The sequence below is a fragment of the Dongia sp. P2_B8 genome, assembly GCF_056404715.1.
In genome coordinates, this window is sequence record NZ_JBFUDM010000007.1 from 123794 (window position 1) to 145852 (window position 22059).

A 22059-nucleotide genomic window follows, 5' to 3' on the forward strand; every position below is an offset into this window, starting at 1 on the left:
GCCGGCTGCCGCACTGTGACATCCCTTACGCCGCCTTTTGCGCGGCCTTCTCGCAATTGATCATCCAGGGAATGCCGAACTTATCGGTCAACATGCCAAAGCGGTTGGCCCAGAAGGTCTCCGCCATCGCCATGGTCACTTGGCCATCTTCGCTCAGTGCCTTGAAGATGCGTTCCGCTTCCGCCGGCGCGTCGATCAGAAGTGAGATCGACATGCCTTTGGTGTCGGCCTGGCATTCCGTATGGGCATCGGATGCCATGAGCACCTGATCGCCGATCATCATGCGCGCATGTGCGACGCGGCCCTGGATCTCTGCCGGCATGTCGTCCTTCATCGGCGTGTCGCCATAATTCATCATCATGATGATCTCGCCATGCAGGCACTTGGCGTAGAACTCGAAGGCCTGCTTGCAGTTACCATTGAACGTCAGATAGGGATTGAGCTTCATCTTGGTCTCCATCAAGGTGTGATCAAAGGGTGATGTCGGTCGAAACGCGGCGGACAGAATGAAATTCACGACGCGCCTCATGCTTGGAATTGATCGTCAGAGAATCAATCGTCAGGCGGCCACCAGCACGGTAAAGCCGCCGAAACTCATGCGCTTGGAGTCGAACGGCATGCTATTCATGTTCATGTTGTCGAAGCGCGGGTCGGTCATGACCTTGGCATTGACCTTGTCGCGATGGGCGCGCGACTTGAAGATGACCCATGAAAAAATCACCGTTTCATCACGCTTCATTTTGAGGAGGCGTGGATATGACGTACCGTGTTTCGTGTTGAGATCCTCGCCGACGCATTCCCGTACTTCGAGCGCCCCATGTTCGCGCCAGATCTTGGCGGCCTTCAGCGCCAGACGACGATAGGCGGGCAGGTTTTTCTTCTTCACGGCCAAGAGATAGCCATCGACATAAGGCATCGTCCGTCCTCCGATACATGTTCGGTTGATATAGCCGCCTGACGAAAGGTTGATATCAACATATTGACCGATTGTCAAACCTCGTGTGGCGTGAATTTCGTCCGAAAATTGGGCAGGATTTGGCTACACTCTCTCTATCTGAGAAAGGAACGATCATGCTGGAAACCCTGATCTACCCGTTAACATTGGCGTCAGCTCTGGGGGCTGGGCTGATCGCCGGCGCCTTCTTCGCCTTCTCCAGCTTCGTGATGGGCGCCCTCGCGCGATTGCCGACAGCGCAAGGCATCGCCGCCATGCAGTCGATCAACATCGTGGTGATCAACCCGGTGTTCCTGGGCGTGTTCATGGGCACGGCGATCCTGGGTGCCGCGCTGATCGCCGGTGCTTTGCTCAATTGGTCGACGCCAGGTGCGGCCTATCTGCTGGCCGGTGGTGTGCTCTATATCGCCGGCTGCTTCCTGGTCACGATGATCTGCAACGTGCCGCTCAACAATGAACTTGCCGCCGTTGCCGCAGATAGTCCCACCAGTGTGCAAGTATGGACGAAATATCTGACCAGCTGGGTCTGGTGGAATCATGTGCGCACCGTCGGTGCCCTCCTCGCCTGTGGCGCCTTCATTCTCAATCTGCGTGCCGGTGCCGGCTAGCATCTCATCGCTTGACATCGTTTCGTCATCTTGTGGCAACATAGTGGTCATGCCGCAAAGCTACCGTCGGCGCATTCATTCACCCCCTCGAATCCTAGGGAGCCGCACGATGTTGCACGCCACCGAAAACACCCTGCCAATGATGGGCCGCCGCCAGATCCTGAAATCCTTCGCCGGCATGCCCTTGCTGCCGCTCGCCAGCTCCGTGGGCGGTGCAGCGAGCCTGCTGTTCGGCAATGCCGCGATGGCCGCACCCTTGGTGAAATCGGCGCGCTTCGTGTCGATGGTGGCACCCGACCTTGCCAATGCCGCCGCCATGGCCACCACCACGGTCGCCTCGCGCATGGCGGTGACCTATGAGGATGGTACCACGCAGGATTTCAACCTGGCCTATGAACCCTTCTTCGTCACCGGACAAGAAGTGCCGGACGGCAAGGGCGGCAAGATCCTGGCCGGTGGCTATTACGACATCAAGGGAGCGCCGATCCTCGACGCTTCCTCGCCCGACAAGCCGCAATTCTTTTCCGATTGCCCGGATGGGATGAGCCTCATCCAACTGGAAGGCGCCAAGGTCGACGGCGTCAAGGGCAACCCGGTCTTCGCCGTGGTGCAGTTTGAATATACCAGCGAGGATTCAGCTGGCGGCGACATGTATGGCAAGCTGCCCTCGCCCATCGCCGTCCTCACCCTCGACCAGGACAAGGACACAGGCAAGCTTTCCCTGGTGAAATATTCGCCCGTCGATACCAGCCCGGCCAACGGCCTGTGGATCACCTGCGGCGCCAGCATCTCGCCCTGGAATACGCATCTCTCCAGCGAGGAATATGAACCGGACGCCAGCAAGATCGAGAAGAATGAGGAATTCCAGGCCTACAGCCAGAATCTCTTCGGCGATGCGGCGGCGGCCAACCCCTATCATTACGGCCACCTGCCGGAGATCGCCGTCAATGTGGACGGCACCGGCACGGCTACCAAGCATTATTGCCTGGGCCGCATCTCCCACGAGCTCATCCAGGTGATGCCCGACGAACGCACCGCCCTGATGGGTGATGACGCCACCAATGGCGGCCTGTTCATGTTCGTGGCCGACAAGCCGCGTGATCTTTCCAGCGGCTCACTCTATGTCGCAAAATGGGCCCAGAAGAGTGCTGAGGATGGCGGTTCCGCCGACCTCAGCTGGATCAAGCTCGGTTCCGCCACCAGCGATGAAGTCAAGGCATTGGCCGACAAGCTGAAGGCCGCCGACATCGTCGATGTCAAATGGGAAGACCCCAGCGATCCGAGCTATACCGCCATTCCTTTTAGCGGCAAGCCGAACTGGGTGAAGTTTGTGGACGGCCAGGAAAAGGCCGCGGCCTTCCTCGAGACGCACCGCTATGCCGCAGCCAAGGGCGGCAGCCTCGGCTTCACCAAGATGGAAGGCACCACGGTCAACGCCAAGGACAAGGTGGCCTATTCGGCGATGAGCTACGTCAAGAAGGAAATGACCAACGGGTCTGGCGGCATCTCGGTCAAAGGCATCAATGCCGGCGCCGTCTACGGGCTCAACATGAAGGGCGGCCAGGTGGACGATGGCGGTGCTGCCATCGACAGCGAATGGGTGCCGGTCGACATGGYGGCGGTCCTCTGGGGCGAGGATCTGGAAAAGCCCGATGCGCTCGGCAATCTCGCGAACCCTGAGAAGATCGGCAATCCAGACAACATCAAGTTCTCGGAGAAACTGCGTACCCTCTTCATCGGCGAAGACAGCGGGACCCACGTCAACAATTTCCTCTGGGCCTACAATGTCGACACCAAGGAACTCTCGCGCCTGCTCTCGACACCGTCGGGTGCTGAATCGACCGGCCTCCACGCCGTCGATTCCGTCAACGGCTTCACCTACATCATGAGCAACTTCCAGCATGCCGGCGATTGGGAATTGAAGAAGGACGAAGCCGGCAAGGTGACCGGCGGCCTCCATATCAACGTCTATGAAACGCTGGCGCCGCTGATCAAGCAGAACTATGCCGACAGCCGCGGCAAACTGGGTGGCGTGGTTGGCTATCTGACCGGCATGCCGAGCATGAATAGCTGAGTCTGTTGCATCCCCTCTCCCTAACCCTCCCCCACGTTGGGGGGAGGGAACTAGAGCGAGTGTGGTTGCAATACTGAAAACACCCTCATTGGAATCCCCTCCCCCCAACGTGGGGGAGGGTTAGGGAGAGGGGGTGCATCGACCGGGTCCTCTCTCTCTCAATTCCGCCGATAAAGCACCATGCCGGCGTGATAGAGCACACCGTCGCGGAAGTTGCCGTCGGCGGTGAAGCCGGTGTCGTCGACATAGTCGATGTGATCGCCGGTCAATTTGTAGCGGCCCTGATAGGCACTCTGACGCGATCCACGGGCTTCGTCGTAGCGGTTGTCGGGCAGCAGTTCGTGACGGATATGGCCGTCTTCCGTCACCCACATGCCGACATATTTATTCTGGCCAATATATTTGCCCTGATCCGTCATGCTGCGGTTCCTTTCCCAATACGATGGAAAGGAAGTTAAGCAGCGCGTCCGTTCACGCGAAGACCTGAAGCTCCCGATCTATTGCCTAATGCTGCAGATGCCGCAGCTTGTCGGGGTTGCGCACGATGTAGATGGCCTTGATCTTGCCGTCCTCAATATCGAAGGCCATGCTCTGCAGGGTCTCACCGATCTCGATAGTGACGTAGCCGGGGAGGCCGTCGATCTCGCCCTGATAGAGGATCTGCGGCGTCGCAAAGCCTGGCAGGCGTGCAAAGCCACCAAACACATGCAGCACCTTCTCGATGCCTTCGAGCGGCTTGGCAGCGGCCGGCTTCTTGCCGCCGCCGTCGGAATAGACGATGACGTCGGCGGCCAGCACCTGTCGCAGGCCCGCCATGTCGCCCTGGCGGGCTGCGGTGAAGAAGGCCGCGGCGATGTCGCGCCCCTGTTCGGCCGAGACCGGGAAGCGGGGCTTGGCAGCCTGGACATGGCTTCGGGCTCGCGCCGCCAATTGCCGGCAGGCGGCCGAATCGCGGTCGATCGCCTGCGCCACCTCGGTGAATTCCATGCCGAACACATCGTGGAGCAGGAAGGCTGCACGCTCCAAGGGCGAAAGCCGCTCCAAGGCCATCATCAGGGCAAGTGTCAAATCATCGGTATCGTCTTCCGCCGGCGCGTCCACCATCGGCTCCGGAACCCAGGGACCGATATAGGTTTCCCGCTGCACCCGGGCCGATTTCAGATGATCGAGGCAGAGCCGCGTCACCACCCGGGCCAGGAAGGCCTGGGCGTTCTCAACCGTGGCGCGGTCCACCTGGTGCCAGCGCAGATAGGCGTCCTGCACGATGTCCTCGGCCTCCGCCACCGATCCCAGCATGCGATAAGCGATGCGCACGAGCCGGGCGCGATGTGGAGCAAAGCTGGCGGCGGAGTCCTGAGGGACAGTCATGAGACTATGATTTGGGATGTGGCGTCTGGAACGCGACGTTGATGCGGTTCCAGGCATTGATGGTGGTGATGGCCAAGGTCAGCTGCACTTGTTCTTCCGGGGTGAATTGCGCCTGCAAGGCCTGGAAATCGGTGTCAGAGACAGGCGCGTTGTTGATGCCGGTGACTGCCTCGGTCCAGGCCAGGGCGGCCCGTTCACGCTCACTATAAAGCGGCGATTCGCGCCAGGCACTCAGCAAATAAAGGCGCATTTCGGTCTCATCGTGGGCGCGGGCGTCCTTGGCATGCATGTGCAGGCAGAAGGCGCAGCCATTGATCTGGGAGGCACGCATCTCGATCAGGCACAGGAGGCTGTGCTCCAAGCCGGATTTCTGCACGGTTTCACTGAAGTCGAGCAGTGCCTGCATGTTCTTGGGCGCTACCTGGAACGAATTGAGACGGGCTTTCATGATCATTTTCCTGCGTTTAAGGGGGATACGCAGATAAGACGAGCGGGCCAAGCCCCATGTGACATGGAACTTGAAAAAAGTCAGCGAGCCCGGCGAAAAGTGAGATTGATGCGCTGGGAGCCCAGGACCGGGTGCGATCCCGGCTTCAAGGGGGCGACACCATGATAGCGCAGGCGTGACGGCCCGCCCCAGACCACCACATCGCCATGAAAGAGCGGCACGCGCTGCTGCCGGTCGGTACGGCTGAGGCCACCGAACAGGAAAGTGGCCGGCAACCCCAGGGAAACCGACACGATCGGATGGGCATAGTCGCCTTCATCCTTGTCCTGGTGAAGGGTCAGGCGTGTGCCGGGTTCATAGCGATTGACCAGGCAGACATCGGACCTGAAGCCGGCGAATCCTGCGGCGGCCGCAGCCGCCGTGGCGAGATCGAGGAACTGTGCTGGCATGGCGGGCCAGGGCTGGCCGGTTTCCGGGTCCAGCGGGTCATAGCGATAGCCGCGCCGGTCGGAGACCCAGCCATAGGCACCGCAATTGGTCATCGCGACCGACATGCGAAATCCACCCGGCGTGATCAGGTGCCGGAAGGGTGAGGCCTCGGCGATCGCAGCCACGGCGGAGAGAAGGCCCGGTGCTGCATCGAGCGCAAATCCACGCAGCAGCAGGGCACCCTCGGCGAGGGTTTGCTGGGCAGTGGGCGTTTCAAAAAGATCGGCGGTCATTGTGCGTCGTGAAAGATCAGTCCCAATGTATGGCGGTGGCCGGCCGTGACACGGCTGACGCCATGGCGCAGGTTGACGCGGTAGGGACCGCGCGTCCCCTGCACCGGACGATGATGCACCGCAAAGAGTACGGCGTCACCCTTTTGCAGGGGCACGACCATGGGGCGGGATTGCTGGCGCGGGCGCTGTTCGGTGAGCACGAAGTCGCCGCCCGTGAAATCGGCGCCCGGCTGCGACAGCAGGATCGCAAGCTGCAGCGGAAAGGCCAGCTCACCATAGAGATCCTGATGCAGGCAGTTATAGTCGCCAGCCTGGTAGCGCAGGATGAGCGGCGTCGGCCGCGTTTGCCCCGCCGCATGGCATTGCCGGATGAAATCGGCATGCATGGCCGGATAGCGCAGGTCCAGCCCCATGGTTTCGTTCCAGCGGTTGGCGATGGGGGCGAGACGCGGATAAAGCGCCTGGCGCAGATCGCTCACCCGTGCCGGCAAGGGATAGGCGAAGTATTTGTATTCACCGCGGCCAAAACCGTGGCGTTCCATCACCACCCGGCTGCGATAGCGCGCCGCATCGTTATAGCCAGCGACAAATTCATCGCAGGCGGCAGGATCAAGAAAGGCCGGCAGGATCGCGTGACCTTCAGCATCAAGAGCATCGCCGATCGCGGTCCAGTCGTGTGCCAAGCCACCGGTCAAGTCCCTCGTCATGACCCCCGTCACGACTGGGCTTCCCAACCGAGCAGTACCCGTTTGCGGGCAACACCCCAGCGATAGCCGGAAAGCGCACCATCGCCGCGCAACACGCGGTGGCAAGGAATGGCGACGGCGACCGGGTTTGCACCGCAGGCCGATGCGACGGCGCGGACCGAATCCGGTGCGCCGATGCGCCGCGCGATGTCACCATAGCTCGCCGTCTCTCCAGCCGGGATCTGCTGCAAAGCCTGCCAGACCTGGCGCTGGAAGTCGGTGCCGCGCAGATCGAGGTCCAAGCCCAGCATCTGCGCCGGATCGCCGATCAAAGCTGCGGCCTTGGTGAAAGCGTCAGCAAGGCCCGTATTGTCGGCCAGCAGCTGAGCCTGCGGAAACCGGTGTTTGAGATCGGCCGTGAGCTCCACAATATTGTCGCCGAGCAGCAAGGCGCAGATACCCTGATGCGATGCGGCCAACAGCAAGGTACCCAATGCACTGGGACCGATCGCATAGCGAATGAGTTCACGTACCACATCCGGCTTGCATCGCTTGCAGGGTCGGAAGCCCGCAGCTTCCGCTTCCTGCGCTGTCGTGTGGAAGGCGATATTTTCCGGCCGCGCCGGACGAGCTTTGCAGGAAGGTCGACAATAGACGCCGCTGGTCTTCACTGAATAGAAAAAGCGACCATCGGCCCGGGGGTCGCGGGACAAGATTTGCGCCCAGCGCGGATCGCGGCTGGCGGCGGCAGCTGTCGGGGCAAGCTTGGAACGAGTCATCACGGTTTCTTTCCTCATGACCATGCTGCCGGGAGATGTAGCGGCCGCGCACCCCCCGCGAACTCCGCTTCTTGTGCCCGATTTTTGTGCCGGATTTTGTGGCCGCCCTGGGGCCGCCCAATCTCGCCGTCATCGCACCTTGATGTGAGACTTCAATCCTGCAATCCAGGCTTCAGGTCCTCGCCGTTAAGGGCTGCTTAAGATTTTGCGGACAAAATACCTACAAATTCCAGCGAAAACTCGGAAGAAAGCTTTTAGATGTCCATTGCGGTCCGCGCTTCAGGCATGTCGATCAAGACCATTCTGACCGGCGTCTTTGGTGCCATTGCCCTGCTGCTGGTTGTGAGCTCCGGCCTGTCGCTCTGGCATGGCTGGATGAACTATGAAAGCGCCAGGCACATCGAGGAAACCAGCGCCGTCGACAAGCTGGTCTTCCAGGCCATGCAGGCCCTGCGCGACGATCGCAGCGGTCTCAATCGCGCCATGCTGTCGAAAGATCCAATCGACGCGGATGGCCGCAAGGATCTCGACAAGGCTTATCAGAACGCAGCGACAAAGTTGGCAGACGCGCTCTCGGCGATCGCTGGGGGCGATCTGCCGGATCGCGACCAATGGCTGGCCAAATTGCAGCAGGGGGCAACAAAATATGACGGCCTCTATCGCCAGGGACTGGCGATGCTCGATACACCGTTCGAGCAGCGCAACATGGATCTGCGCAAGGAATATTACAATTATGCCGCCGACTTTGTTGGCGAGATGGGTGATGCCTCGGCGAACTTCGCCGGCTCCATACGTCTGGTCGATCCGGTGATCGATCAATTGCTGGCGGCGCGCAGCCTGAGTTGGGTCGTCCGCGATCAGGATTCAACGTTCCGCCGTCAGATCGAAGATGCGCTGATCGCTGGTGCATTGATGCAGGAAGGCAAGGAAAAGGCCATCGACGCGCAGGGTCGCGTGGAAACGGCCTGGGATATGCTGCTGAGCGTGCTTGATGCCGGCGAGACGCGCGCCGAGCTCCAAAGTGCGATCGAGGGCATCCAGAAAGGCTATTTCACCGAATTTGCGCCGAAGCGCGACGAGATCTTCGAGAAGCTGGTGGCCGGTGAAAAGGTCGAGATGTCCTCGAAGGAATGGCGCGATTTTTCAAAGCCCGCATCGGACCTGCTCAAAGGCTTCGTCGTCCTGGTTGTCGACGTTGCCCAGCTGCACGCTGCTGAGAAGACCGCGGCATACCGGACCGGATTGATCATGGATGCCCTTCTGGTTGTGGCAGCCTTGATCCTGTGTGCGCTCGGCCTTTATGTCGTCGGTCGCCGTGTCGTGCGGCCGGTCTCGAACCTCACGCAGGCGATGTCCAATCTGGCAAGGGGCGATACCTCGATCGAGATTCCGGGCCTCGATCACAAGGATGAGATCGGGGCGATGGCCGCGGCGGTGGAGGTATTCAAGGAAAATGCCGTCGAACGTCAGCGGCTGGAAGCAGCCCAGCAAGCCGAGCTCGCGGCACGCCAGCAACGTGCCAGGGCGGTCGAGGATTTGATCAGCAGCTTCGATGCGCAAATCAAGGACGTCCTCAACACCGTGACAGGTGCGGCCACCCAGTTGAATGGCACGGCGCAGGAAATGAGCGGGGCTGCCGCCGACAGTGCGGAAAAGGCGACCGCCGTGGCTGCCGCGTCGGAAGAAGCGAGTGCCAACGTCAAGACGGTGGCGGCGGCAACCGACGAATTGACGAAATCGACCCATGAAATCGGCCAGCAGGTCACCATGTCGCAAAGCATCGCGCGCCAGGCGGTGACGGAGGCGGAACGCACCAACGGTACCGTGGCCGGCCTGGTCGAAACCGCGGCCAAGGTGGGTGAAGTGGTGGAACTGATCAACTCGATCGCCTCGCAGACCAACCTCCTCGCCCTGAACGCGACGATTGAGGCGGCCCGCGCCGGCGATGCCGGCAAGGGCTTTGCCGTGGTGGCGTCGGAGGTGAAGAACCTCGCCAACCAGACGGCACATGCGACCGAACAGATCGCCCGCCAGATCCAGGCCATGCAATCGGTGAGCGGCGACGCCGCCCACGCCATCAAAGGCATCGGTGGTACCATCGTCCGTATCGACGAGATCGCAACCGCCATCTCGGCCGCCGTCGAGGAGCAGAATGTCGCCACGGCGGAAATCGCCGGCAATGTCCAGCAGGCCGCCCGCGGCACCGAGGAAGTGTCCAGCAACATCGTCCAGGTCAACGAAGCGGCCACGCGCACCGGCGCCTCGGCCCATCAGGTGCTCTCTGCGGCAAGGGAATTGACCCAGCAGGCTGAGGCGATGCGCAGCATGGTGTTCAAGTTCCTGGCCGAGATGCGTGTCGCCTGAGGTGGCTGGGATGCCGCTATGCCATTGTGTGGTCCAGCTCGGTGCGGCGAGATAGGTTGGCTCTTGCTCCGCTCGGCAGAATGAGTTGAGATTGCAGCTCATTGTTGCAGTGGTGGGAAGAATATGGACCGGATCGATGCCATGCGCGTCTTCGTGACGGCGCTGGATGAAGGCAGCCTGGCAGCAGCCGGCCGGCGCCTCGGCCATTCCGCCGCTGCCGTGACGCGTGCCATCGGCCTGCTGGAAACCCATGTGGGGACCCAGCTGCTCCACCGCACCACGCGCTCGCTCCGCCTCAGCGACGCGGGCGAGCGCTATGCCGCAGCCTGCCGCCGCGTGCTCGCTGAACTCGCGGAAGCGGACCTGCTGGCAGCCGGCGAAGGGGCGGCACCGCGCGGGCTGCTCACCCTGACAGGGCCTCTGGCCAGTGGTGCCCATGTATTGCGGCCGATCCTGGATGCGTTCCTGGATACCTATCCGGAAGTGCGGGCACAGCTGCATCTTCTTGATCGCAAAGTCTCATTGATCGACGAGGGCGTCGACGTCGCGATGCGCATTGCGCATCTTCCCGACTCCAGCCTCATTGCGCTGCGGGTCGGCGAGGTGCGCCGCGTGGTCACGGCAGCACCCAGTTATCTTGCCAGTCGGCCGAAGATCACAGTCCCGGCCGATCTCGCGCAGCATCAATGCATCGCCATGACCGTGTTCGGCTCGGACAATTGGACTTTCCCGCATGGTAAGCCCGGCAGCACCGCACAAACCATCAACATCGTGCCGCGGCTGGTGGTGAATACGGTCGAGGCTGCCGTTGCCTCGGCCGTCGAGGGGCATGGTTTGACGCGGGTGTTCTCGTATCAGGTCGCCGATGAGGTGCGCGTGGGGCGGTTGGTAAATGTGCTGGTCGATCCGCCATCGGCGGCCCTGCCGGTGCATCTGCTGACGCCGGAGGGCCGCCTGTCGGTGCCCAAGGTGCGGGCCTTTGTCGATTTCGCTGTACCGCGGCTGAAAGCCGAGCTGGCGCGGATTTCGCAGCTTTAACCCTTGCCGGCTTCCTGCTTGCGATAGTCCTCAACCGGCAGGCCACCCACACCCCAATCTTCAAGCTCAACCTCGTCGATGACAACGAAGGTGGCCGAAAGCGGCTTGCCCAGCACGTCGCGCAGAAGCTCGCTTACTCCCTTGATGACCGCGGCCTTCTGCGCGCGCGTGGTACCGCCTTCGCGGGTGATCTTGACATTGACGTAAGGCATCGAACTCTCCGTTGTTAGCCGGCAATCTGCCGCCCGCCAGCTTCTTAGCTGGCAATCTGCCACCCGCCAGCCTCTTAGCTGGCAATCTGCCACCCGCCAGCTTCTTAGCTGGCGATCTGCCATTGCCCGGCATGGGCGCCGCCATCGACATGCAGGATTTCACCGGTGACGAAAGCAGCCTGGTCGAGATAGAGCACAGCGTCAACGATCTCGGCCGTCTCGCCCAGGCGGCCCATCGGCTGCAATTTGGCGAGAAAGGTCCGGTCGGCATGCTCATTCATCGGCGTCCGGATGATGCCCGGCGAAACCGCATTCACACGGATACCGGCGGTCGCATACTCGGTGGCGAGCGATTTCGTGATGGCGGCAAGTCCACCCTTGCTGAGGGCCGCAAGACCCGTCGGCAAGACACTGAGCGGCTGATCGACCAAGGATGTCGTCACGTTGACGATATGGCCGCTGCCTTGCTGCAGCATCTGCCGCGCCGCGCGCTGTGTGATGTGAAAGAAGCCGGCGACATTGACGGACATCACGGCGTTGAAATCTTCGACGGAGTAGTCGACGAAGGGCTTGCCGATAAAGATACCGGCATTGTTGATCAAGGTATCGATGCGGCCAAAGCGCGCGAGCGCGCCAGCCACGACCTTGTCGGCCACCGCCGGATCGGCGATGTCGCCGGCAATGCTGAGAATATCCGCATCCTCGCTGGGCTTGACGCTGCGCGAGTTGGCGACCACGCGGTGACCCTGGCGGCGGAATCCGGCGACCAAGTCGGCGCCAATGCCCTGCGAAGCGCCGGTGATGACAATAACCTTCTGTACCTGTGCCATTTGACTTCCTTCCGTGACAAGACGCGGTTTGCGTCGGTCGTCCAGAAATAGGGGGCATGATCCAGCGCCGGAAGCGCTGCCGACCGAAAGGCAGCCTTCCGCCAAACAGCATAATCGCCAGGTGGCATTGCAGATCCCGCAATCAGCAGGCGCGCCTGGCGTGCGCAATTATTAGGGTGGCGGGAACCTGATGTCCCCGGGCGGGTTTATCGGCTGCTGCGGTTCATGTGGGGAGGGGTACCATGCGCTGGCTTGCTGCAATTATCATTGCACTGCTTTGGCTGTTGCCGATCGCCATCGGCTTCTTCACCCTGCCGGCAAGGGCCGGCGACGGTGTCTATCTCGCCCCGGCCGTCTGGGCGGACTATCAGATCTATTTGAAAAATTTGGGAAATGAGCCGGCTTATTATGCCGTCACCACGGATGGGCTGGGCGGTGCGCCCACCGGCTGTGCACTCACCAAATGCCTGCCCAATGCGGCTGGCAAGACTGGCGCCAGCGAAGATGAGGCGCTCAAGCGTTGCCAGGACGTCTCGCCGCCCAGCCGCAGCTGCGTGATCTTCGCCAAAGGGTCCGACATCGTCGTCGATTACGAGATGCGGGACTATTGAGGATCAGGGTGTGAGGGTCGGCTGCGTGTTAGGCGCGCGCGGGCCTTCTGCTTCGGTCACCTCCGAGAGCATTCCTTCGTTGACGATCGGCAGGATCTCACCCAGCCACAAGGCATGGACGAGATGATCGCTGCGCTCCCGGCCGGTATTGGGATGCACCAGGATGGCAAGCCCATGGCGGTTGAGCATCAGCCAGGGCACCAGCTGCGCGAAGGTCGGGACGTCGAAACTGATCTGGTACATGGCCCGGTCATGCGGCCCGACCAGCCGGTCATGGACGCGGCCCAAGGAGACGCTGAAGCGCTCGGCGATACGATCCCGTAGATCCAGGGCGACGGCCCGCTGTTCCGCACCATCAAAATAGATATGCGCGTGATAGCTGGCGATCTCGGCAATCGGGTGCAGATCCATGATCGGTCACCGCGCCGCCACGGCGACGGCGACACCGGCCATGACGCCGCCGGTGGTGCGGTTGATCAGCTTCATATGCTGTGGCGATGCGACCAGCTTGCGCGCCCGTGCCGCCAGCATCGCATAGACCATCATGATGGCCGTCAGGATCACCGCCATCATCAGGCACAGTTCAACGATGGCAAGTCCGCTCATGTTTTCGAGCGCCACTACTTGGGGCAGGATGGCGAGGAAGAACACCATGGTCTTCGGATTGCCGAGCGTCATGGAAAGGCCGCCCAAAGCAAGACGCAAGCCCTCGCCCTTCACATAGATCTGTTCGTCAGGTGAGGTTGCCGGCGCCCGCCACAGTTTCCAGGCCAGGAACAGCAGATAGGCGGCACCCGCATATTTGATGATGGTGAAGATCAGATAGAAATTCTGCGCCAGGACCGCCAGGCCGCTCACTACCAGGCCGAACCAGACCAGGTCGCCAGCGACCATGCCGAGGATGAAGGGGAAGGTGCGGCGATGCCCCGTCCCCATGGCGCGCGCGATCACCGCGGCAACGCCGGGCCCGGGCGTCACGACCGCCAGTGCATAGATACCGGCAAAAATAAGCAAGGCCATTGGTGACATGGGCGGAGCTCCAAAACGCAAGGATGCGGTCGCTTTTCTAACGCAAAAGAACGCCTGGGGCGACCCTGGTTTCTGCATAGCTCCCTTTGCAGAAAGGGCGAAAGCGGAACCCCCTTCGCTACCAATCGTTAATGGCATGGGATTAGGATCGGGGGGTCGCGTGGCAAGAAAAGTCGGTGAATGTCCAAGCCAATCAAGGTGATCAGCTGGAATCTGTGGCATCGCGGCGGCGCCCTGGTTTCCGACCTCGCAGCCCTCGTCGAGGCCGAACGGCCCGATCTCCTCCTGATGCAGGAAGCCAAGCTGCCGCTGGAGGCCCTGCCGCAATTGGTGGGCGGCTATTTCCATTGGCAGGCCATGCAGAAGCGGGTCTATGGCCTGGCCTATTGGTCGCCCCACGATCTTCACCAGGCCCATTCCGTACCCCTGCCCGTCTCGCCCTTTCCGTTGCGCGTGCCGCCACGCCTGGCGCAGATGCTCAAGTTCGGCGACATCACCTTTGCCAATGTGCATCTCTCCCACGGGCAGATGCTGAATCGGCGCCAGTTACTGACCATCGCCCATGCGACCGACGGGCCCACGGTGATCATCGGCGACTGCAATGCCGTGGGACCCATCCTGCTGCCGTCCTTCGACGAAGTCGGACCGGTCGATCCCACACACAAATACCGCACCCGGCTCGACCGCTGCCTGGTGCGCGAGATGTCCTGCCTGCAGGCACGTGTGCTGGCGCGGGGACCATCGGACCATCATCCGATCGAGGTGCTGTTGGCGCGGGGATAGCTTTGTCGTCATGCCCGGGGATGACGATTTAGGTTAACAACCATCGTCACAGATACGGCAGCAGCAGGCGCGCCGCGCGGTCGCGCAGGCGGACGGGCAAGGGACGTTGCCGGAGTCGTTTCACGGTCAGTGCTCGTCCCTTCTTGCGATCAATCTCAGCCTCGAGGATCTTGGCGAAGGCCGTGTCGAACACTTCGAGATTGATTTCGAAATTGAGCCGCATGCTGCGCACATCCCAATTGGCGCTGCCGATCAGCGACCAGCGGCCGTCGACGGTCAACAGCTTGGAATGTTCGAACGGCTTGGGAGCCCGCCAGATATGGCCACCAGCCTGGAGAAACGGCTCGACATGGGCCCGTGTCGCCCAATCGATGAAGGCATGGTCGGATTCGGCGGGAATCACCACCTCGACCGCAATGCCGCGCATCGCCGCCAGTGAGAGGGCGGTCACAAGCCTGTCTTCCGGCAGGAAATAGGGTGTCACGATCTTGATTGAGCGGCGCGCGCAGCCGATCGCCTGCTGGAACATGAATTCGATCTTGTCGACATCCTGATCAGGACCCGAGGTGATCACCCGGGCTTCGGCATGACCGGTCGCATCCAGCAGCGGGAACCAAATCTTGCCCTTCAACTCCTCGGCCGTGGTGAAGTGCCAGTCGGCGGCGAAGGCTTCCATGACCTGCGCCACCACCGGCCCGGTGATCTCAAAATGCTCATCGCGGATCGGGTCCGCCGGCTTCTCTTTCAACACATTGCCGGCAACGATGTTGATGCCGCCGAGGAAGGCCGTGCTGCCATCCACCACCAGGATCTTCTTGTGGTTGCGCAGATTGAGGAAAGCCATGTGCCAGGGTACGAAGGAATGCATGAAGCGCGCGACCGGCACCCCAGCGGCGCGCAGCTTGATGACCGCCGGGGAAAGCAGATAGCCGCTGCCGACCCCGTCAACCATGACGCGGATCTCAACCTTGCGGGCCTGGGCATCCATGAGCGCCGCGATGAAGGCCTCGCCCACCGAATCAGCTCGGAAAATATAGCTGGCAAGGGCAATGCTGGTCTGCGCGGTGGCAATCGCCGCCAGCATGGCCGGATAGGCTTCGTCGCCATTGCGCAACAGGGTGATGCTATTGCCCTTTTGCGTCGGCCAGGGCGTGATTTTGCCCACCGCCAATTGCAGCGGCGCCAGATGGTCACGCCGCAAGGGCGTTTCCGCATAGGCATGGCGGTGCAAGGCACGCCGCCTGCGGCTGATGCGCGTAGCCTTGCGCTGCACGCGGTTGATGCCCAGCAGCAGATAGAGAAAACTGCCGACGATGGGCGACAGCCATGCAAGACTCATCCAGCCGATGGCCGAGCGCACGTCGCGCTTGCGCAGCAGCGCGTGGAAGGTGACCGCGATAGCGCATGCCACATGGATGATGGTGAACCAGTGATTGCTGAGAAAGATCAGAACGTCGCTCATTGAAACCATTGCGGTCGACGTTCCGCGAGCCAGTTGATGAAGCGATGCATGCCGCGCTTGATGATCGGTATGTCGACGCCCAGCAGGATAAGGCCCAGCGGCAACATCCACAGGCCCAAGACCGGCAGGAAGCCGAAGACGCCGCCTGGAATGAGGCAGATCGCGACCGGCATGCGCACCCAGCGTGCCGCCGGGCGGCGAATCCAGCGAATCGCTTTGCCCGCCCAGGGCGGCAGATGCGAGATCAGCTTTTCGATGCGCTGCTCGGCGAGGATTGCTGACTGCGCCTGTTCCGTCATAACGACTTGAAATCCTTCGGCTGGTGGCGCCATAACCCTATGTGGTGTCATCGGTTCCGCAATGCACCAATGAGAATTCATGCGGCAACCAGTTGCCTTTCGTCCCGAAATGACTAGATATGTCGCGGCATGGTGATGTCGCCCGAGCAGCGTGATGTGTGATCCAAAACAGCCATCACCTTGTTTCGTCTATATTTTGGGAAGTCCAACCACCCGCGGCTATCGTACCTATGTGGGTTGGACACTCGATCTTACGCGCCGCCTGGCGCAACATAATAACGGCAAGGGTGCCAAGTCTACACGTGGCAGCACCTGGACATTGCTCTATTATGAGCAGTACGAGACGCGACGTGAAGCGATGAGTCGGGAATGGTATCTGAAACGCGACCGCGCGTTTCGCAAGAAAGTATGGCCCGTGTCGGTGTGACGATTTGGCGGTTGGGGATGACCGGCAAACGGCAAACGGGCAGCAGGCATGAGGGGTAGGAAAAATGATCGATACAATCGAGGCCTATGATACGGCAGCAGCGGAATTGATCGCACGCTATCGCGACAGCGCATTGCAGATCGCCAAGAGCCGCGTCGCGCAATTCGAAGGTGCGGGCGATTGGAAAATGCATCGTCGCTCTCTGATGGTCCTCACCGCTGTCGAGCGGTTGATGGAGCAGCCGCGCTGACGTGCTGATCGAGACCGAACGTCTCCTCCTGCGCACATGGGAAGATCGCGACCGCGCGCCGTACGCCAAATTTTTGAGCGATCCCATCGCGCGCAAATATTTCCGCAGCGTGATTGATGCCGAGACGGCAAGCCGGTGGATCGATGGCTATATCGACGAACTGGCGACGACCGGTTTCGGCTGGCGCGCTGTTGTGCGGAAATCGGATGGCGCCCTTATCGGCGATGCCGGCATCGGCATGATCGATGAACCGAGCCGTGCCGTGATGCACGGTGCCCCCCTGGTTGAAGCCGGCTGGACGATCGGCCGCGACTATTGGGGCCAGGGCTATGCCACCGAAGCCGCCACGGCCTGCCTCCATCACGCCTGGGCCCATCATGGCCTTGGGGAAGTGGTGGCCGCCGCCCACCGGGACAATCTGGCGTCGCACCGGGTCATGGACAAAATCGGCATGCAGCGCGATCCGGCAGGTGACTTTCTGGACCCGCGCTTTGCCGAGGGTCACTGGCTGCAGCCCCATATCCTCTACAGAATCAGCAATCCCGGCTTAACTAACTGCGGCGAAACACTAAACTGAGATTATTGGCCGGCATTTCGGTGATCTCCGGGGCGGAAAAGCCGGCTGATTTGGCCAGATCCACCACCACACCGAGGTCGCGAACACCCCAGGCCGGGTTCTGGTCCTGGAGCTGCCTGTCGAAGGCTTCGTTACTGCGCGCCGTGTGCCGCCCCTCCCGCTTATAGGGGCCGTAAAGATAGAGCGGCGCCCCCGGCCGCAACAGCGCCCCTGCGCCGCGCATCAGCCCCTCGGTCGCGGCCCAGGGAGAGATATGGATCATGTTGATGCACAGGATGGCATCAGCCGCCGTCACTGGCCAAGGCTGGTCGGTGGTCGAGAGCCGCAGCGGCGGCAGGATATTGGGAATGTTGCTGGATGCGACCCAGGCCGCGACGCTGCGCAGGCTGTCGACCGTGGGATCGGTCGGCTGAAAAGTCAGTTCCGGCAGATGACGCGCAAAATGGATGACATGCTCGCCACTGCCGCTGGCGATTTCCAGCACCGTGCCGCTGACGGGCAAGATCTCGCGCAACACCGCGAGGATCGGGTCGCGGTTGCGTTGTGCCGAGGGGGCAAAGAGCCTTGGGTCGGTCATCAGCTGTGCCCCGTCTCTTGCGTCTCGATCCGGGCACCGCTGGTGAGCGTCTTGTGGACCGGACATTTTTCCGCGATCTCGATCATGCGGGCACGTTGTGCCGCATCAATGTCGCCAGCAATGGTGATCTCGCGCGTGAACAGATCCGGCGGCGTCTGGTCCTTGTCTTTGCTATGGGCGACGCGGACGCGCAGATGATTGACCGGCCAGTTCTTCTGCCTTGCATACATGCGCAAGGTCATGGTGGTGCAAGCACCAAGTGCCGCACAGAGAATGTCGAAAGGCGCCGGACCGGAACCAAGACCACCCGCTGCGATCGGCTCATCGGCAATGAAGCGGGTGGCGCCAGCCTTCACCACGACCTGGAACTTGCCACCGCCGGTTTCCTCGACCACGACATCGTCGATCGGCATTTCATCCGCCAACTCCTGGTCGGCACCGAGATAGCGTGACGACCAGGCCGCAATGACATCGGCCGCATAGGCGGCATCGGCGGGCCGGGTCAGCAGATGATCGGCATCGGCCAGCGAGACATAGCTTTTGGGATGCTTGGCAGCCTGGAAGATGGCGCCGGCATTTTCGGCGCCGACAGTCTGATCGACCGGTGAATGCAGGATCAGCAAGGCGCGATGGAGATGGGCGATACGGCTTTTCTGATCATGCTTTTCGAGATCGTCGATGAAGGAACGGCGCATGTTGAAGGGGCGCCCGCCAAGATCGACCATGGCCTCCCCCTTATCCATCAGGGTCGCAAGCCCGTCGCCGAATTGCCCCTTTACGTGCTGGACATCGAAAGGCGCCCCGATGACGGCGACAGCGGTGACGCTGGGAAGATCTCCCGCCGCAGCAAGCACTGCAGCACCGCCCAAACTGTGGCCGATCAGCAGCTTGGGCGCCATGTTCTTGGCGGCCATTTCCGCCACCGCCGCCATCAGGTCGCGCACATTGCCGCTGAAGGTGCTGTCGGCGAAGTCGCCGCCGCTCTCGCCAAGGCCGGTGAAGTCGAAGCGCAGCACGGCAATGCCGCGCTGGGTCAGCGACCGGGCGATGCGCACAGCGGCGATCGATTGCTTGGTGCAGGTAAAACAATGCGCAAAGAGAGCAAAGGCGCGCGGCGACCCATCGGGCAGATCGAGCCGGCCGGAGAGTTGGTGCCCGTCCGCACTGGTGAAATCAAATGGTTCGGTCGCCATGCTCTTCTCCGCGAAAATCCCAGCCCGGCAGATGAGGCAGCATAAGGAGCAGTGCGCTAGGCCGCAACGCGTTGCATACGGGTGCGCCCCAGCAGCAGCCAGAAAGCGATCCCCATATTGACCAGATTCCAGGCAATGCCGTTGAGAAAAGCCACACGGTAGGAGCCAGTAAGATCGAAGATGAAGCCGGACAACCAGCCGCCCAGCGCCATGCCGACCACCGTCGACATCAGGACCAGGCTGACGCGGATACCGGCCTGATGCGCCGGAAAATAATCACGCACGATGAGCGCGTAGCTGGGCACGATGCCACCCTGCGACAGACCGAAGAGCGCCGACACGATATAGAGCGACGTCAACCCATCGAAGGGCAGATAGAAGATCAGCGCCAGGCATTGCAGGGTCGAGCCCAGGATCAGCGTGCCCAGGCCGCCGATGCGGTCGGCGATCATGCCCGACGCCAACCGGCTGACCACCCCCATGAACAGCATGATCGACAGCATTTCGGCACCACGCGCGGCGCCATACCCGAGATCGCCGCAATAGGCGATCATATGCACCTGCGGCATGGACATGGCGACACAGCAGGCGATGCCGGCGAACATCAGCACACCCTGCAGATAGCCCGGCGCCGTCTTATGCGTGGGGGCCGTGGTGATCGGCGTGCGCTTGCCGTCGGCTGCGCGGCCCACGACCAGCGGCCGGCGCCGCATCAGCAGCGCCAACGGCAGCATGGTGACGACGCACACGATTCCAATGCCGGCATAGGCGTGGCGCCAGCCGTAATTCTCGATCGCATGCTGCAACAAAGGCGGCCAGATGGCACCGGCGAGATAATTGCCGCTGGCCACGATGGCGACCGCAATGCCCCGCTTGCGCATGAACCACAGCGAGACATCGGCCACCAGCGGGCCGAAGGTGCTGGAACTGCCCAACATGCCGATGAGCAGCGCCTGGGCCAGGATGAACTGCCAGTAATTCTGCGAAAACGCGGCGGCCACGAAGCCGATACCCAGCATCGTGGTACCGAACAGCAGCGGGATCATGATGCCGCGGCGGTCGGCGAGGCGCCCCATCATGACGCCGCCGGCGGCAAAGCCGATCATGGTCGCGGTATAGGGCAAGGATGCGCCACCGCGGCCAACGCCAAATTCCTGTTCGATGGTGGGCAGGACAACGACCGCCGACCACAGGCCGATCCCGCCGATGGTGGCGATGGCAAGGGCTGCCAACAGGCGCCACCAGGCATAGCGGCTGTCGGCCAAATCCAGCAGCGCCGCGGACGGAACGTTCCCCATGATCCTGTCTTCTTCCCAGCTCGATCTTCCTGATGGCTCGCTGCCTTGGTAACCGATGGCCACCATGGCGGCAATTCATTCTGCGGCATGGCTGTCATGTTTCCTGGCATGCCAACTGGGATAATGTGGCGCAATCAGCTAGAACTTGGCGGCTAGAACTTGGCGGCCGGAACTTGGCAGCTGGAACTTGTCTCCAAACAATCGGGAGAATGCATTCGTGAAGATTGTCGTCCTGGGCAGCGGCGTCATTGGCGTCAGCACCGCCTATTATCTGACACGCGCCGGACATGAGGTGACGGTGCTCGACCGCCAGAACGGGCCGGCGCTGGAAACAAGTTTTGCCAATGCCGGCGAAGTCTCGCCCGGCTATTCGGCGCCCTGGGCCGCCCCCGGTATTCCCCTCAAAGCCCTTAAATGGCTGTTCATGCGGCACCGGCCGCTGGTGATCTGGCCCAAGCTCGACCCCGCCATGTGGCTGTGGGGCCTGCGTATGCTGAGGAACTGCACCACCGAACGCTATGCGCACAACAAGGGCCTGATGCTGCCCATCGCCAGCTATAGCCGCGATGTGCTGGCATCCTTGCGCGAAGAAACCGGCATTCAATATGACGCCCGCATGCAGGGCACCTTGCAGCTCTTCCGTCTGCAAAAGCAGTTGGATGGCACCGCGGCGGATACGCAGGTGCTTGCAGCAACAGGCATTCCCTACGAGGTGCTGGATGTCGAGGGTTGCCTGCGGGTCGAGCCCGGCCTCAGGCATGTGCGCGAAAAATTCGTGGGCGGTTTGCGCCTGCCGCAGGACGAGACCGGTGATTGCTTCAAATTCACCAACGCGTTGCGGGACCTTGCCGAAGCTGCCGGCGCGCGGTTCCGCTACAATATTGAGATCAAGGGCATCGTTCGGGAAGGTGGCAGGATTGCCGGCATAGAGACTGGCAGCGAGCGCGTCACCGGTGACGCCTATGTGGTGGCATTGGGCAGCTATTCGCCGCGCCTGCTCTCACCACTGGGCCTCCACGTCCCGATCTATCCCGTGAAGGGCTATTCGCTGACCTTGCCGGTGACGGCAGATGATGGCGCCCCGCAATCCACGGTGATGGATGAGACGCATAAGGTCGCGATCACGCGGCTGGGCGACCGGATCCGCGTCGGCGGCACGGCAGAGCTCGCCGGCTACAATCTCACTTTGCGCGACGGGCGGCGCGACACCCTCACCCATGTGGTGAGCGATTTGTTCCCGCAGGGTGGAGATATCGCGCGCGCCGATTTCTGGTGCGGCTTGCGGCCGATGACGCCGGATGGCCCGCCAATCATCGGCCGCACGCGCTATGACAATCTCTATCTAAACACAGGCCATGGCACGCTGGGCTGGACCATGGCCTGCGGATCGGGCCGCATCATGGCCGACCTGATTTCCGGCCGTCAGCCCGAGGTGGATATCAGCGGGCTCGGCCTGGAGAGGTATTAGT

General features: G+C 61.7%; 27 protein-coding genes. 10 read left to right on the forward strand and 17 right to left on the reverse strand.

Annotated features, from left to right (window positions below; genetic code table 11):
- Positions 1-25: 25 nt before the first annotated feature.
- Together AC1DWZ_RS19180 and AC1DWZ_RS19185 are read right to left on the reverse strand one after the other, a co-directional pair.
- A complete protein-coding gene (locus AC1DWZ_RS19180) occupies positions 26-517 on the reverse strand; it encodes a VOC family protein (RefSeq protein WP_477170550.1) in 492 nt (163 codons plus the stop codon).
- 42 nt (positions 518-559) lie between these two features.
- Positions 560-916, reverse strand: coding sequence for a DUF1428 domain-containing protein (locus AC1DWZ_RS19185; RefSeq protein ID WP_477170551.1), 357 nt, complete (start codon positions 914-916; stop codon positions 560-562).
- Positions 917-1071: 155 nt separating this feature from the next.
- Between AC1DWZ_RS19185 and AC1DWZ_RS19190 the strand changes: the two genes are divergently transcribed.
- Both AC1DWZ_RS19190 and AC1DWZ_RS19195 read left to right on the forward strand, forming a co-directional pair.
- The gene (locus AC1DWZ_RS19190; RefSeq protein ID WP_477170552.1) at positions 1072-1563 is read left to right on the forward strand and encodes an anthrone oxygenase family protein; all 492 of its coding nucleotides are present in this window, start codon (positions 1072-1074) and stop codon (positions 1561-1563) included.
- A 109-nt stretch (positions 1564-1672) separates the two neighbouring features.
- The gene (locus AC1DWZ_RS19195) at positions 1673-3637 is read left to right on the forward strand and encodes a PhoX family protein (protein ID WP_477170553.1); all 1965 of its coding nucleotides are present in this window, start codon (positions 1673-1675) and stop codon (positions 3635-3637) included.
- Positions 3638-3795: 158 nt separating this feature from the next.
- Here AC1DWZ_RS19195 and AC1DWZ_RS19200 read toward each other — a convergent pair whose 3' ends face one another.
- The 6 genes from AC1DWZ_RS19200 to AC1DWZ_RS19225 all read right to left on the reverse strand — a co-directional run bounded on the left by AC1DWZ_RS19200 (position 3796) and on the right by AC1DWZ_RS19225 (position 7640).
- Positions 3796-4056, reverse strand: a complete 261-nt coding sequence (locus AC1DWZ_RS19200) for an Atu4866 domain-containing protein (RefSeq protein ID WP_477170554.1) — start codon at positions 4054-4056, stop codon at positions 3796-3798.
- Between the two features lie 85 nt (positions 4057-4141).
- A complete protein-coding gene (locus AC1DWZ_RS19205; RefSeq protein WP_477170555.1) occupies positions 4142-5005 on the reverse strand; it encodes a sigma-70 family RNA polymerase sigma factor in 864 nt (287 codons plus the stop codon).
- A 4-nt stretch (positions 5006-5009) separates the two neighbouring features.
- Positions 5010-5453, reverse strand: coding sequence for a carboxymuconolactone decarboxylase family protein (locus AC1DWZ_RS19210; RefSeq protein ID WP_477170556.1), 444 nt, complete (start codon positions 5451-5453; stop codon positions 5010-5012).
- Positions 5454-5533: 80 nt separating this feature from the next.
- On the reverse strand, positions 5534-6175 hold the full coding sequence (gene alkB / locus AC1DWZ_RS19215) for a DNA oxidative demethylase AlkB (protein WP_477170557.1): 642 nt from the start codon (positions 6173-6175) through the stop codon (positions 5534-5536).
- The gene (locus AC1DWZ_RS19220; protein WP_477170558.1) at positions 6172-6882 is read right to left on the reverse strand and encodes a 2OG-Fe(II) oxygenase; all 711 of its coding nucleotides are present in this window, start codon (positions 6880-6882) and stop codon (positions 6172-6174) included. Before AC1DWZ_RS19220 ends, alkB begins: the two co-directional genes overlap by 4 nt.
- Positions 6883-6890: 8 nt before the next feature.
- Positions 6891-7640, reverse strand: a complete 750-nt coding sequence (locus AC1DWZ_RS19225; protein WP_477170559.1) for a methylated-DNA--[protein]-cysteine S-methyltransferase — start codon at positions 7638-7640, stop codon at positions 6891-6893.
- 258 nt (positions 7641-7898) lie between these two features.
- Here AC1DWZ_RS19225 and AC1DWZ_RS19230 point away from each other — a divergent pair, with 258 nt between their 5' ends.
- Positions 7899-10004 (forward strand): methyl-accepting chemotaxis protein, encoded by a 2106-nt coding sequence (locus tag AC1DWZ_RS19230; protein ID WP_477170560.1) that lies wholly within the window; start codon positions 7899-7901, stop codon positions 10002-10004.
- A 123-nt stretch (positions 10005-10127) separates the two neighbouring features.
- Entirely contained in the window at positions 10128-11042 is a 915-nt protein-coding gene (locus AC1DWZ_RS19235; protein ID WP_477170561.1) for a LysR family transcriptional regulator, read from the forward strand.
- On the opposite strand, the gene AC1DWZ_RS19240 is transcribed toward AC1DWZ_RS19235, so the two are convergent.
- Together AC1DWZ_RS19240 and AC1DWZ_RS19245 are read right to left on the reverse strand one after the other, a co-directional pair.
- On the reverse strand, positions 11039-11254 hold the full coding sequence (locus AC1DWZ_RS19240) for a tautomerase family protein (RefSeq protein WP_477170562.1): 216 nt from the start codon (positions 11252-11254) through the stop codon (positions 11039-11041). The two genes, AC1DWZ_RS19235 and AC1DWZ_RS19240, sit on opposite strands and share 4 nt — an antisense overlap.
- Before the next feature lie 104 nt (positions 11255-11358).
- On the reverse strand, positions 11359-12084 hold the full coding sequence (locus AC1DWZ_RS19245) for an SDR family NAD(P)-dependent oxidoreductase (RefSeq protein WP_477170563.1): 726 nt from the start codon (positions 12082-12084) through the stop codon (positions 11359-11361).
- 242 nt (positions 12085-12326) lie between these two features.
- Between AC1DWZ_RS19245 and AC1DWZ_RS19250 the strand changes: the two genes are divergently transcribed.
- Complete coding sequence (locus AC1DWZ_RS19250; RefSeq protein WP_477170564.1) at positions 12327-12695, forward strand: hypothetical protein; 369 nt, start codon at positions 12327-12329, stop codon at positions 12693-12695.
- Positions 12696-12698: 3 nt separating this feature from the next.
- Here the strand turns inward: AC1DWZ_RS19250 and AC1DWZ_RS19255 are convergent, their stop codons facing one another.
- Positions 12699-13106, reverse strand: coding sequence for a DOPA 4,5-dioxygenase family protein (locus AC1DWZ_RS19255; protein ID WP_477170565.1), 408 nt, complete (start codon positions 13104-13106; stop codon positions 12699-12701).
- A gap of 6 nt (positions 13107-13112) precedes the next feature.
- Positions 13113-13724 (reverse strand): LysE family translocator, encoded by a 612-nt coding sequence (locus AC1DWZ_RS19260; RefSeq protein ID WP_477170566.1) that lies wholly within the window; start codon positions 13722-13724, stop codon positions 13113-13115.
- A 180-nt stretch (positions 13725-13904) separates the two neighbouring features.
- On the opposite strand from AC1DWZ_RS19260, the gene AC1DWZ_RS19265 reads away from it, so the two are divergent.
- The gene (locus tag AC1DWZ_RS19265; RefSeq protein WP_477170567.1) at positions 13905-14507 is read left to right on the forward strand and encodes an endonuclease/exonuclease/phosphatase family protein; all 603 of its coding nucleotides are present in this window, start codon (positions 13905-13907) and stop codon (positions 14505-14507) included.
- A gap of 46 nt (positions 14508-14553) precedes the next feature.
- Here the strand turns inward: AC1DWZ_RS19265 and cls are convergent, their stop codons facing one another.
- Both cls and AC1DWZ_RS19275 read right to left on the reverse strand, forming a co-directional pair.
- Positions 14554-15969 (reverse strand): cardiolipin synthase, encoded by a 1416-nt coding sequence (gene cls / locus AC1DWZ_RS19270; RefSeq protein ID WP_477170568.1) that lies wholly within the window; start codon positions 15967-15969, stop codon positions 14554-14556.
- Positions 15966-16268 (reverse strand): hypothetical protein, encoded by a 303-nt coding sequence (locus AC1DWZ_RS19275; protein ID WP_477170569.1) that lies wholly within the window; start codon positions 16266-16268, stop codon positions 15966-15968. The genes cls and AC1DWZ_RS19275 overlap by 4 nt, the downstream gene beginning before the upstream one ends.
- 154 nt (positions 16269-16422) lie before the next feature.
- On the opposite strand from AC1DWZ_RS19275, the gene AC1DWZ_RS19280 reads away from it, so the two are divergent.
- The 3 genes from AC1DWZ_RS19280 to AC1DWZ_RS19290 all read left to right on the forward strand — a co-directional run bounded on the left by AC1DWZ_RS19280 (position 16423) and on the right by AC1DWZ_RS19290 (position 17522).
- On the forward strand, positions 16423-16695 hold the full coding sequence (locus AC1DWZ_RS19280) for a GIY-YIG nuclease family protein (protein WP_477170570.1): 273 nt from the start codon (positions 16423-16425) through the stop codon (positions 16693-16695).
- 64 nt (positions 16696-16759) lie between these two features.
- Complete coding sequence (locus AC1DWZ_RS19285) at positions 16760-16945, forward strand: hypothetical protein (protein ID WP_477170571.1); 186 nt, start codon at positions 16760-16762, stop codon at positions 16943-16945.
- Position 16946: 1 nt separating this feature from the next.
- A complete protein-coding gene (locus AC1DWZ_RS19290) occupies positions 16947-17522 on the forward strand; it encodes a GNAT family N-acetyltransferase (protein ID WP_477170572.1) in 576 nt (191 codons plus the stop codon).
- Here AC1DWZ_RS19290 and AC1DWZ_RS19295 read toward each other — a convergent pair.
- From AC1DWZ_RS19295 to AC1DWZ_RS19305, 3 genes are read right to left on the reverse strand one after another with little or no spacing between them, the layout of a single operon-like run.
- Positions 17497-18099 carry a DUF938 domain-containing protein gene (locus AC1DWZ_RS19295; RefSeq protein WP_477170573.1) on the reverse strand — a complete coding sequence of 201 codons (603 nt, stop codon included), beginning with the start codon at positions 18097-18099 and terminating at the stop codon, positions 17497-17499. The two genes, AC1DWZ_RS19290 and AC1DWZ_RS19295, sit on opposite strands and share 26 nt — an antisense overlap.
- Positions 18099-19292 (reverse strand): bifunctional alpha/beta hydrolase/OsmC family protein, encoded by a 1194-nt coding sequence (locus AC1DWZ_RS19300; RefSeq protein ID WP_477170574.1) that lies wholly within the window; start codon positions 19290-19292, stop codon positions 18099-18101. Before AC1DWZ_RS19300 ends, AC1DWZ_RS19295 begins: the two co-directional genes overlap by 1 nt.
- A 56-nt stretch (positions 19293-19348) precedes the next feature.
- Positions 19349-20590, reverse strand: a complete 1242-nt coding sequence (locus tag AC1DWZ_RS19305; RefSeq protein WP_477170575.1) for an MFS transporter — start codon at positions 20588-20590, stop codon at positions 19349-19351.
- A 217-nt stretch (positions 20591-20807) separates the two neighbouring features.
- Between AC1DWZ_RS19305 and AC1DWZ_RS19310 the strand changes: the two genes are divergently transcribed.
- Positions 20808-22058 carry a D-amino acid dehydrogenase gene (locus AC1DWZ_RS19310; protein WP_477170576.1) on the forward strand — a complete coding sequence of 417 codons (1251 nt, stop codon included), beginning with the start codon at positions 20808-20810 and terminating at the stop codon, positions 22056-22058.
- Position 22059: the final 1 nt, after the last annotated feature.